We start from the raw sequence: 13,891 nt of genomic DNA on the forward strand, positions 1-13,891 counted from the left end.
GCGGCGAGATTGGGGAATAGTCAATGGGACGATGGGCTGAGACATAATAAATCCTCCAGTTTGTTTTTTATAACAGTATACCGGAGGAAGGAGTGAGTGGATAGATACCTTGTTATTGGGCGGTTACTTTTTATAACAGTATACCGGAGGAAGGAGTGAGTGGATAGATACCTTGTTATTGGGCGGTTACCCTTGTTATTGGGCGGTTACTCAGCTTATCTCCTAAAAACAAGAAAGAGAGAACGAATTTCGTCCTCTCTAGATGTTAGCTTTTCGTCTACCCACTACAGTTGACAAAGAGCCTATTATCTTAATGTTAGATATACATATGATTTCCAATTAGTCTTCTTTACGACGACGTTTAGCTGTAAGAGCAAATGTACCTAATAACATTGTCGCACCAATTACTCCAGCAGCCGCTGATGAAGACTCGCCAGTATTTGGCAACTGTGCTGTACCAGGTCTAGTTGGAGTTGATGTAGTTCCATCTGGACGTACAGGAGTCGTTGGTTGCTCTGGCTTAGCTGGTGTTGGTGTTTCTGGTTGTGTCGGTGTAACAGGTATTTCAACCTTACGATAGATGTGTGTGGTATTACCGTCTGAATCTGTCACAGTCTTAACAAATTCGTAGCCTGGGATTGACTTGCTTGATGTTGTACCTTCCTCTTGCGGTGCAATTGGATTGCCGTTTTCATCTACGTGGTTAGTTACAACCTTCTTAGCTGGTGCTTCAACCTTACGATAGATGTGTGTAGTATTACCGTCAGAGTCTGTCACAGTCTTAACAAATTCGTAGCCTGAGATTGACTTGTTAGGTGTTGTACCTTCCTCTTGTGGTGCAATTGGGTTACCATTTTCATCTACGTGGTTGGTTACAACCTTCTTAGCTGGGGTTTCAACCTTACGATAGATGTGTGTGGTATTACCGTCTGAGTCCGTCACAGTCTTAACAAATTCGTAGCCTGAGATTGACTTGTTAGGTGTTGTACCCTCTTCTTGCGGTGCAATTGGATTGCCGTTTTCATCTACGTGGTTAGTTACAACCTTCTTAGCTGGGGTTTCAACCTTACGATAGATGTGTGTGGTATTACCGTCTGAGTCCGTCACAGTCTTAACAAATTCGTAGCCTGAGATTGACTTGTTAGGTGTTGTACCTTCCTCTTGTGGTGCAATTGGGTTACCATTTTCATCTACGTGGTTGGTCACAACCTTCTTAGCAGGTGTTTCAACTTTACGGTAGATGTGAGTTGTGTTTCCGTCTGAGTCCGTTACTGTCTTACCTGTGAACTCATATCCTGGGATTGACTTGTTAGGTGTTGTACCTTCCTCTTGTGGTGCAATTGGGTTACCATCTTCGTCAACGTGGTTTGTCACAACCTTCTTAGCAGGTGTTTCAACTTTACGGTAGATGTGAGTTGTGTTACCGTCTGAGTCCGTTACTGTCTTACCTGTGAACTCATATCCTGGGATTGACTTGTTAGGTGTTGTACCCTCTTCTTGCGGTGCAATTGGGTTGCCATCTTCATCAACGTGGTTGGTTACAACCTTCTTAGCAGGTGTTTCAACTTTACGGTAAACGTATGTGACAACTGTTTCGCCCTCTACAACTATTCCGTTTTCAGTTCCTTCTGTACGAACGAGTTCGTAAGTTGTACCATCTGCGGTTGTAATTGTAGCTGGTTTGTTGTCTCTTGTATCGTAAGATGTACCTACTTCTGAAGCTGGAGTATCTGTCACTGGACTTGCAAGGACTGTACCATCTTCTTTGACGTAATGAACAACAACTGTACCTTGTTTTGTGACAGGGGTTGGACTAGAAATCTTACGGTATACATAGGTAATTTGAGTTGTTCCTGCTACGACTTTACCTGATTCTTCGCCTTTGGTCAATACAGGAAGGAGTTCATAAACCGAGCCGTCCTCTGTAGTGATAGTTGTTGGCTTATGATCTGTTGTGTCATAGTTAGTACCAGTTGATGAAACTGGTGTGTCAGTGACAGGTGCTTTGATAACATTACCTTCTGTATCGATATAGTTGACAACTACATCACCAGTAACTTCTTCATAAACATAAGTAACTTGCTTATCTTCTCCTGAAGTGATGGTTCCGTTTTCTTCCCCAGTAGTTAATTTTGGAACGATTTGGTAAGTTTTACCATCTTCAGTTGTAATAACTGCTGTTTTTTGTTCTTCAGTAGAATATGTCTTACCTGGTTCGGCATTCACTTCGTCTTTAACTGAAGGCTTGATGACTGAACCATCAGTCGTTACATAATTCACTGTTACAGACCCTGCTGGCTCGTAAACGTATTGAACTATCGTAGTCCCCTCTATTACTCTACCTTTCTCAGCAGCTGATGTGTCTTTCACTTCTTTGTAGAAGTAAATTATACCCTCTTTGGTAATCGTTGTTGGCTTATAATCTAGAGTTTCATAAACAGTGCCAATCGTAGTTTCTGGAGTATCTACAACATCCTCAGCAATTTTCTCACCGGCTGTATTGTAGTATTCAACCACTACATTACCAGTCTGAACAACTGGGGTTGGGCTTGAAACTTTTCGATATACATAAGTTACTTGAGTCGTACCAGCGACTACTTTACCTGATTCCTCGCCTTTAGTCAATACAGGAACTAGCTCATAAACTGAACCATCTTCTGTAGTAATCGTTGTTGGTTTGTTATCAGTTGTATCGTAAGTTGTTCCTGTTGATGTTAGATTAGTATCTGTTACAGGAGCTTTAATAACATTACCTTCTGTATCGATATAGTTGACAACTACATCACCAGTAACTTCTTCATAAACATAAGTAACTTGCTTATCTTCTCCTGAAGAGATTGTTCCATTTTCTTCACCAGTCGTTAATTTTGGAACGATCTGATATGTCTTACCATCTTCAGTAGTAATTGTAATTGGCTTGCTATCTTCTGTTGTGTATGACTTACCAGGTTCAGCATTCTCTTCATCTTTAACTGGAGTCTTGATAACTGTACCATCAGTCGATACATAATTAACGGTTACAGAACCAGCTGGCTCGTAGACATATTGGACGGTTGTAGTACCTTCCACAACAGTACCAGTTTCACTTGCAGACGTACCTTTTACTTCCTTGTAGAAGTACTTCACACCATCCTTAGTGATAGTTGATGGTTTAAATTCAGTAGTGTCATAAGAAGTACCAGTTGTTGTTTCTGGTGTATCTACAACATCCTCAGCAATTTTCTCACCAGCTGTATTGTAGTATTCAACCACTACATTACCTAATTGAACAACTGGTGTTGGACTTGAAACTTTACGGTAAATATAAGTTACCTGAGTTGTTCCTGCTACAACCTTGCCTGATTCTTCACCTTTTGTCAACACTGGAATCAATTCATAAACTGAACCATCTTCCGTAGTGATTGAAGTAGGTTTATTATCAGTTGTATCATAAGATGTACCCGTAGAAGATACCGGTGTATCTGTTACCGGTGCTTTGATGATATTACCTTCCGTATCAATATAGTTTACTACTACATTACCAGTAATTTCTTCATAAACATAGGTAATCTGCTTATCTTCACCTGAATCAACTGTTCCATTCTCCTCACCTGTAGTCAAGTTTGGCACAAGTTTGTAAGTCTTACCATCTTCAGTAGTAATTGTAGTTGGCTTGTTGTCTTCAGTTGTGTATGTCTTACCTGGTTCAGCGTTTTCTTCATCCTTAACTGGAGTCTTAATCACTGTACCGTCAGTTGTTACATAGTTAACTGTTACAGAACCTGCTGGCTCGTAAATATAAGTCACTTCGGTTGTTCCTTCTATTACTTTTCCAGTCTCATTGTCACCAGTCTTCACTTCTTTGTAGAAATACGTTACACCATTATGCTTGATAACTGCTGGTTTGTAATCTGTTGTATCGTAAGCTGTATCAAGTGCCGCATCAGTTGTATCATTCACTGATGTTGCAATTGTTTCACCATTAGTGTTCACATAGTTAACGACAACGCTACCGTTTGGATTTGGAGCTGGAGTTGTTACTTTTTGGTAAACATATGTTACTTGAGTTGTACCTTCAACAACAGATCCATTTTCTTCACCCTTAGTCAATACCGGAACAAGTTTGTACTCAGTACCATCTTCAGTTGTGATTGTTTCTGGCTTGTTATCTGTTGTATCGTAAGCTGTACCTGTTGATGTAGATGATGTATCTGTTACAGGTGCTTTGATGACATTGCCTTCAGTATCGATGTAGTTAACAACAACGTCACCTTTCACTTCTTCGTAAACGTAAGTGACTTGCTTGTCTTCACCAGAAGTGATTGTTCCATTTTCTTCGCCTGTAGTCGCGTTTGGAACAAGTTTGTAAGTCTTACCGTCTTCTGTTGTGATTGTTTCTGGTTTGTTGTCTTCAGTTGAGTATGTATTACCTGGTTCAGCGTTCTCTTCGTCCTTAACTGGAGATTTGATTACTGTACCGTCAGTTGTTACATAGTTAACTGTTACTGAACCTGCTGGCTCGTAGACGTATTGAACAGTTGTAGTCCCTTCAACAACAGTACCTTTCTCAGCAGCTGATGTGTCTTTCACCTCTTTGTAGTAGTAAGTTACACCATCTTTAGTGATCGATGCTGGTTTGAAATCAAGCGTTTCATAGATAGTTCCAGTTGTTGTTTCTGGGGTATCTACAACATCCTCAGCGATTTTCTCACCTGCAGTATTGTAGTATTCAACCACAACGTTACCTGTCTTAGCTGCTGGAGTTACTTTTTGGTAAACATATGTTACTTGAGTTGTACCTTCAACAACAGAACCATTTTCTTCACCCTTGGTCAATACTGGAACAAGTTTGTACTCCGTACCATCTTCAGTTGTGATTGTTTCTGGCTTATTATCTGTTGTATCGTAAGATGTACCTGTTGCTGTAGATGGTGTATCTGTTACAGGTGCTTTAATTACATTGCCTTCTGTGTCGATGTAGTTAACAACAACGTCACCTTTCACTTCTTCGTAAACGTAAGTCACTTGCTTGTCTTCGCCTGAAGTTACGGATCCATTTTCTTCACCAGTAGTCAAGCTTGGAACAAGTTTGTATGTCTTACCATCTTCAGTAGTGATTGTAGTTGGCTTGTTGTCTTCAGTTGAATATGTCTTACCTGGTTCAGCGTTCTCTTCGTCCTTAACTGGAGATTTGATTACTGTACCGTCAGTTGTTACATAGTTAACTGTTACTGAACCTGCTGGCTCGTAGACGTATTGAACAGTTGTAGTCCCTTCAACAACAGTACCTTTCTCAGCAGCTGATGTGTCTTTCACCTCTTTGTAGTAGTAAGTTACACCATCTTTAGTGATCGATGCTGGTTTGAAATCAAGCGTTTCATAGATAGTTCCAGTTGTTGTTTCTGGGGTATCTACAACATCCTCAGCGATTTTCTCACCTGCAGTATTGTAGTATTCAACCACAACGTTACCTGTCTTAGCTGCTGGAGTTACTTTTTGGTAAACATATGTTACTTGAGTTGTACCTTCAACAACTGAACCATTTTCTTCACCCTTAGTCAATACTGGAACAAGTTTGTACTCAGTACCATCTTCAGTTGTGATTGTTTCTGGCTTATTATCTGTTGTATCGTAAGATGTACCTGTTGATGTAGATGGTGTATCTGTTACAGGTGCTTTGATGACATTGCCTTCAGTGTCGATGTAGTTAACAACAACGTCACCTTTCACTTCTTCGTAAACGTAAGTCACTTGCTTGTCTTCGCCTGAAGTTACGGATCCATTTTCTTCACCAGTAGTCAAGCTTGGAACAAGTTTGTATGTCTTACCATCTTCAGTAGTGATTGTAGTTGGCTTGTTGTCTTCAGTTGAATATGTCTTACCTGGTTCAGCGTTCTCTTCGTCCTTAACTGGAGATTTGATTACTGTACCGTCAGTTGTTACATAGTTAACTGTTACTGAACCTGCTGGCTCGTAGACGTATTGAACAGTTGTTGTTCCTTCTACAACCTCACCTGTTGTTGAAGCTGAAGTGTCTTTCACTTCTTTGTAGTAGTAAACTGTACCGTCTGCTGTTGTGATAGTATTTGGTTTGTGGTCTTCGTCAGTGTTGTATGCTGTACCTGTTGATGTTGATGGGGTATCAACTTCTTTAGTATCTACAGCTTTACCTGAGTCAGATAGACCTGAAATCAAGTTGCCTTCTGTATCGTAGTACTCAACTACAACGTCACCTTTCACTTCTTCGTATACGTAAGTGATTGATGTTGTACCTTCTACAACGTCACCTGTCTCGTTACCTTTTGTAAGAGTTGGCACGATGCGGTATGTCTTACCGTCTTCTGTTGTGATAGTAGTTGGTTTGTTGTCTGTTGTGTCGTACGGTGTACCTGTTGATGTTGATGGTGTATCTTCAACTGGTTGCTTGATCACTGTACCGTCAGTCGTGATGTAGTTAACAACAACGTTACCTTTCACTTCTTCGTAAACGTAAGTGATTTCTTTTGTTGTACCTGCTTCAACTGTACCTGTTGTTGAATCAACACCTGTTGCAGTACCATTACCAACTGAAGTCAAGTTGTTATCATCTGAAACTGTACCTACGTTATAAGTACCTGCTGGAACGAGTTTGTAGGTCTTACCATCTGCTGTTGTGATAGTTGTTGGCTTGTTGTCCGCTGTAGCGTACTCAGTACCAGCTTTCTCGTTAGTTTCGTCAGCTACTGGTGCTTGAATTGGGTTACCATCTGTATCAACATAGTTAACGTTAACAGATCCAGCTTTTTCATAAACGTATTGAACAGTTGTTGTACCTTCTACAACTGTACCATCTTCAGCTGCTGAAGTTGATTTCACTTCTTTGTAGTAGTAAACTGTGCCATCAGCTGCTGTAATTGTTGCTGGTTTTTGATCCAAGGTATTGTATGGTGTACCTGTTGATGATGTCGGTGTATCAACTACAGTTGTAGCGATGACATTACCATCTGTATCGTAGTACTCAACAACAACGTCACCTTTCACTTCTTCGTAAACGTAAGTGATTTCTTTCGTTGTACCTGCTTCAACTGTACCTGTTACTGAATCAACACCTGTTGCAGTACCGTTACCAGCTGCTGTCAAGTTGTTGTCGTCTGAAACTGTACCTACGTTATAAGTACCTGCTGGAACAAGGCGGTACAATTTGCCGTCTGCTGTAGCGATTGTTTCAGGTTTGTTATCTACAAGAGTGTCATAGTCTGAACCTGGTTTACCATCCGTCACATCCGCAACTGGGTCAAGTAGTGGTTTACCGTCTGTATCTACATAGTTAACATTAACGCTACCAGCTTTTTCGTAGATGTAAGTAACTTCAGTTGTACCTTCAACAACTTTTCCAGTTTCATTGTCACCAGCTTTAACTTCTTTGTAGTAATAAACATCGCCGGTTTCATTGTTAACGATTTTCTCTGGCTTGTTATCAGTTGTGTCGTAAGCAGTACCTGTGTCTGTGATTTGTGTATCTGTTACATCGTCTGCAATTGTGTTGCCTTCTGTATCAACGTAATGAACAACAACATCACCTTCAACCAACTCATAGACATAAGTAATCTCTGTTGTACCAACAACAACTTCACCAGTTTCGTTACCTTTTGTTGCTGCTGGAACAAGGCGGTAAACTTTACCATCGGCTGTTGTGATGGTGTTTGGTTTAAGGTCTTTTGTATCGTATGGAGTACCTGTTGAGCTTTCTGGTGTATCTGTTACTGTGCTTGCTGTTGTTGTACCTGCATCTGTTGTACCTGAGATTGGATTACCATTTTGGTCAACGTAATGAACAATAACGTCACCTTTTACTTCTTGGTAAACATAAGTGATTTCTTTAGTAACACCTGACTCAACAGTACCAGTTGTGCCATCGATACCTGTGGCAGTGCCGTTGCCAACTGTAGTTAAGTTATTACCTTCGCCTACTGTACCAACGTTATAAGTACCTGCTGGAACAAGTTGGTAAGTTTTACCATCGGCTGTTGTGATTGTTGTTGGTTTGTTATCAACTACAGTATCATAGTTTGAGCCTGGTTGACCATTTGTCACATCTGCTATTGGATCTTGAAGTGGCTTACCATCTGTGTCCACATAGTTAACGTTAACGCTACCTGCTTTTTCGTAGACATAAGTCAATTCTTTAAGCGTATCTTGTGCTACTGTACCAACTTCTTCGGTAATTTTTTCAATTGTACGTTTCTCAGTGTCTGTATTACTTGAAGCTGGGTTAAGTCCTGTTGTATCGATTTCTTTGTAGTAATAGACTGTACCGTCAGCTGCTGTGATCTTTTCATCTTTTACAGACTTCGTATCATATGCTGTGTTTGTTGCTTCATGATCATAAATAGACTTAGAGTCTTGTAAAACGTTACCCTCAGTATCAACGTAATAGACTTTAACGCCACCTTTTTCAGCGTAGTAGTATTTTTGGTTATTAAAGTTAGCACCATTTGAGTTAAACATGCTCAATTGATGTCCTTTAAATGTCATTGTTGTGTTAGTATACGGGTTAATAACAGGCTTACCATCTTGATCTAAAATTGTCAAAATACCTGTATTTACGTTGTTCCAGATAGCTTTTGGATATCCTTGGTACTCTCCAACTTTAGATGACAATGTAGCAGAAGTAACATTGTTTGCAGAGAATTTATATTTTGTTGATGTATAATTCCACTCATCTAGACCTGTAACTACATCGGCTGTATCATTATAGTCAAATGGATCAAGATTTTCACCTGAGTAAGTGAGGAAGAACTTGTCATCTGCTGTGTTAATTTTAGCTGTTGCTTCTGTTCGGAGTGCTTGGATCTTAGTTGCTTTTTCTGAATCAGATAGTGTTGTGTCAGCATTAACAGCAGCAATGTCAGCTTCTACTTTTTCTACGATAGCAATACGTTCAGACAAACGGAAAGCTGTCTCACCTTCAGCTTGGAAATCTGTTTCAGACATCGTTTTATACTTAGCATATGTCTCAAGGAAATCCGGGTGATCTGGATTGACTAAGAACTGTAGGTAGCGGGAACTTCCGTCATCTTTTGTAATATACTGTACTTTGGATTGAAGAGAAGAACCATACCAACGAATTAAAGACGTTCCTGCAACATAGTCGGAAGCCAACGTACCACTTGTTTTTGTAGGTGATTCAATTAGTTCGTATTTATCAAAAACCGACTCACTCGCAATTGTAAAACTATCTCCAGATAAGTCTCCTTTTTGAGTATATTTCGCAAGAAATTCTTCGTCACGAAGATCTGTAGCTTTTACAAAATATGATGTAACCTGACGTGGTGTGTAAGTCGGTGCTGTACCAGAGTAATCATTGTAGTCCCCACGTGACGCGGTCTGGTTGTGATAGACCAATGTATTTAATGCTTTTCCACCCATACCTGACTTCAACTGCATATTACGTAAAACTTTTGATTCACCAGCAGCGTTTTTAAACACAGTTTCTGTCAATGACAATGTGTACTTAAACTTATCAGTTAACGTTGATTTTTTTGCAAAGGCATTCAACCCTGTAAGTTCTTTGTTTTGACCTACAGCTACTGCAAGTTCTTCTTGGATTTTATTACCATTATCATCTAGTGCAATCTGACCAGTTTTTTTGTCGTAAAGATTAAGATAGATAAAATCACCATCAGTACTCGAGCGGTTCGTAGAAAGAACCATATAAAGATCTGTTCCACGACGCAGGTTAAACGAACCATCTGTTGTACCAGGTTGAACAGTTGAATCTTGTAATCCTGACAAGCTATAGATCATGAAGGTTGTACGGTTGGTGTTTGGATCCCCAACATAACCAGCTGGAAAATCTTGAGAGCTTGGCGATAGTGTCGCAGATGCAGCTGCTTCTTCTTTGTTTAATACAGTTTCATCCTCAACCCAAGTCCCCGGTACACCATTACCATTTTCCATGGTTGTAGTTGTTGTCAAGGCTACTTGGATAAGGTCAGTTCCTAAGAACTTACGCAATTCCAAAGCAAGAGCTTCAACGTTTGTACGTACAGCGTCGATTTGAGCGTTAACAGATTCAAGGGTTGCTGCTGAATCGTTCAAGACTGTAGTCGCTTCAGTTGCAGTCAATTTCGTTGCTGCAGCAGCTGCTTTCAAGGCAGTGTTGTCACTATCCGATGCTGCTACAAGTCGTTCTGCTTCGTTAGCCAATACCTCTGCTTCTGAAGTAACTTGCTCAAGAACTACTTTTGCTTCTTCAACAGTTACTGGTGTTTTTACTGTTTCTGCTACTTCTGACGCAGTTGTAGTAGTACTCGTTTCAATTGCTGTTTCGCTTGCTACAGTTGCAGTTGCCTCAGAAGTTGCTGTCGTAGCTGTCGCTTCAACTTTCTTAACAACTTTTACAGTTACAACATTTTCTGCACCTTCTGTCACCTCTTGAGAAAGTGAAGCTGACTGACCAGAAGCCAATTCATAGCCTGCTGGAAGTTCTAGGCTGATTCCAACAGTGGCTGTTCCAACAGCATCTGTTGTTGGGATAGTAATCGTCTGAAGTGCTGCGTCAACTAGACTACCAGCTTCATCAATATATTGAATAATATAATTGATTGTAGCCTTACGCTCTGGCGAACTTGTTACCGTTTCAGTGCTTTCAGCCAGAGTATCACTTGCATTATCAACTGATTCTGCTACAGTTGCACTCGTTTCAGTTGAGGCAGTTGTGCTTGTTTCGGATGACGGAGTACTTTCAGTGGATGATACAACTGTTGTGCTAGAGGCTAAAGTCTCAGAAGCTACAACAGTATCTTCAGCTTGAACAGTTGTGCCAGTCCCAACTGCCAAAGACATACCTAGCAAGACACTGGCTGCACCAAAATGATACTTACGGATTGAGAAATGCTGTCTCGTTCCATACCAGTCAAATGATTTTTTCTTTATTTTGCGCATAAAGATAAATTCCCCCTAAAAATTTCCCCACATTTAGTATACTCAGAAATAAATGCTTAGGATTTAATTACATTAAATTATATCATTATCCACCACAATTAGACAAGAATTTTTACTCAAAATGTCCAATGTTTTAGAATGTTTTAAGGTATATTTATTGGCAAATATAGATTATGTCATTGCCTTGTAATTCATCTGCAATATTTCCGGAATATACTTCAAAAATTTATAATATCCCAGTTATAAACATCATAATTTATTTAACCTTCTCTAATCCTTGAATGGTTTAGATACAATCACTAGGAATCAAAAATCGCCTATCAAAAAATCACCTAGTTCAACTGACTAGATGATTTTGCAATTTTAATGATAGGAATAACCCTTCAGACCAGTAACCGAAGTTCCGGTTGCCAGTAAAACCTAGTGACTAACCTCATTTAACAATAAAACGTGCAAAGCGAGACACTTACGTAGTATAGCGCATGTTTACACCGCTTATTCAAATGTCAATATTACTCTTCCTTACTTATCGGTGCCAGGCTAGCCAAGACCTTCTTAAGCCCCATTTCTGGGAAATTGATTTTAAGTTCTTGGTTGCTACCCGAACCTGATACTTCAAGAACTGTTCCGCGTCCCCATTTCTTATGGATAGCGATGTCACCAACTGACCAGTTGGTGCCTGAGCTTGACGATTTGTTGCTTGATGCGAAAGGCATACTGCCTCCGAGCTTGGCAGATGGCTGTACGGTTGCTTTTCGGCTTTGCAAGGCTTGTTGTAAGCTCATGCCTTGTCCAAACTGTGTCGCTCTGCCATTGACATAAGAAGCCTTAAAGCTGGTATTAGCAGGACGAGCAAGACCTTGATAGTCCAATAGATCGCTGGAAATTTCACGAATAAAGCGGCTTGGCTGATTGTAATTGCTGCGACCAAAGAGCAGGCGGGAGTTGGCGTTGGTCAGATAGAGGGTCTGCTCAGCACGGGTGATGCCTACGTAAGCCAAACGACGTTCTTCTTCCAACTCGTCCTCTTCTTCTGCTGCGCGACTGAGTGGGAAGACATTTTCCTCCATACCAATTAGGAAGACAACTGGAAATTCCAGACCCTTGGCTGCGTGGAGGGTCATAAGGGTCACTTCTGATGACTCGGTATCGCCGTCGTCAGTATCTGCAATGAGAGCCAAATCAAGTAGGAAACGAGTCAAGCGATCCAGACCTGTTTCTTCCTCCTCAATATCCTTCTCATCGAAGTTTTTGGTAACAGATAGAAATTCCTGAATGTTCTCAATACGGGCATTGGCTTCCAGCGTGTTTTGAGCTGCAAGGGCATCGATGTAGCCTGTTTCTTTTAAGACAGCCTCAACCACCTCTGTCACTGTCAAATTGTCCAGTTGATTGCGAAGATTAAAGAGGAGATTGGCTAGGTCGAATACTGCCTGTGCCGCCTTGCCCTTAACTGGTGACAACATGATATCCTGCGAAGCTTCCAGTAAAGACATACCATGTGTGTTGGCAAAATCACGGATTTTATCAACCGTACCTGGTCCCACGCCACGTTTTGGCTCATTGACAATGCGTTCATAGGAAATATTATCCGATGGATTTGCGATGATATTCAAATAAGAAATCACATCTCGAATTTCCTTACGGCTGTAGAACTTGGTGCCTCCAACCATGGTATAAGGGATATTAGATTTGAGCAGGGCTTCTTCAATGGTACGGGATTGGGCATTGGTACGGTAGAGTACTGCAAAATCCTTATAAGCCTTGCCTTCTCGGTGCAACTGGTCAATCTGCCCTGCGACAAAGATCGCCTCGTCATTTTCATCTCTGGCACGATAATAGGTAATCAAGTCCCCTTGAGCATTCTGAGTCCAAAGTTTCTTAGGACGACGGTTGCGGTTGTTCTCGATGACTTCATTGGCTGCCTGTAGGACGGTCTTGGTGGAGCGATAGTTCTCCTCCAAGAGCACGACCTTGCTCTCTGGATAATCCTTTTCAAAGTCCAGGATATTTTGCATATCCGCTCCACGCCAACCATAGATAGACTGGTCCGCATCTCCGACCACGCAGATATTCTTGAAACGTGATGCCAGGAGCTTGACCAATTGGTACTGGGCATGGTTGGTATCCTGATACTCATCGACATGGATATACTGGAATTTCTGCTGGTAATAGGTCAGGACCTCTGGATTTTGGTCAAAAAGGCGGAGCGTCAGCATGATCAAATCATCAAAGTCAACGGCCTCTGACTGTCTTAGTTCCTTTTGATAAGCCGTGTAGCATTTTGCAACAATCTGCGTGTATAGGTCGCCTGCCTGGGCTTCAAATGCCTTGTCATCAATCAAGTCGTTTTTGGCATTAGAAATGGTTCCAAGGATAGAACGTTCACTCCACTTTTTCGGATCTAAATTAAGATTTTTCAAAATCCGTTTCATGAGACTGCGTTGCTCACCTGGATCAACAATGGTAAAATTGCGATTGTAGCCGATATAATCAGCGTCTCGGCGTAAAATACGGACACACATAGAGTGGAAGGTCGCAATCAAACAGTCTTGCGTTGCAGGATTGAGGGCGTAGGCCCGCTCCTTCATCTCACGCGCAGCCTTGTTTGTAAAGGTAATAGCTAAAATATTCCAGGGATTGACCATTTTCTCATCAATCAAGTAGGCGATGCGGTGGGTTAAGACTCGCGTCTTACCTGAACCAGCACCTGCCATAATCAAGAGCGGACCTTCAGTTGTCTGCACCGCTTCCGCCTGTCTGTCATTCATTCCGTTTAATAATGGGTTCATTATCTCTTACTCTCTCTAAAAAATTCATTCTCTCCATTATACCAAAATTTCCAAATACTGCTGAAGATTATCCTCAGTCAATCTATACGGTCATCATGTAGAATAAATTTTCAGAATTTACTGTAAATTGCACTTGAAAATCCATATCTTTGTTTAAAAATCTTAAAAATCATGGTATAATTGAAAAAATCTAG

At 40.9% G+C, this 13,891-nt stretch carries 2 protein-coding genes; both read right to left on the minus strand.

What is annotated here, in order from left to right; genetic code table 11:
- Positions 1-339 precede the first annotated feature (339 nt).
- Complete coding sequence (locus NF418_RS06685; protein ID WP_256778936.1) at positions 340-10,905, minus strand: MucBP domain-containing protein; 10,566 nt, start codon at positions 10,903-10,905, stop codon at positions 340-342.
- Between the two features lie 512 nt (positions 10,906-11,417).
- Positions 11,418-13,697, minus strand: coding sequence for a DNA helicase PcrA (pcrA, locus tag NF418_RS06690; protein WP_256778937.1), 2,280 nt, complete (start codon positions 13,695-13,697; stop codon positions 11,418-11,420).
- Between the last annotated feature and the right edge of the window lie 194 nt (positions 13,698-13,891).

Source organism: Streptococcus suis, from assembly GCF_024509555.1.
GTDB lineage: Bacteria > Bacillota > Bacilli > Lactobacillales > Streptococcaceae > Streptococcus > Streptococcus suis_AD.

Coding starts and splice junctions, on each gene's coding strand:
- pcrA (WP_256778937.1), bottom strand. CDS start 13,697: ATGAACCCATTATTAAACGGAATGAATGACAGACAGGCGGAAGCGGTG.
- NF418_RS06685 (WP_256778936.1), bottom strand. CDS start 10,905: ATGCGCAAAATAAAGAAAAAATCATTTGACTGGTATGGAACGAGACAG.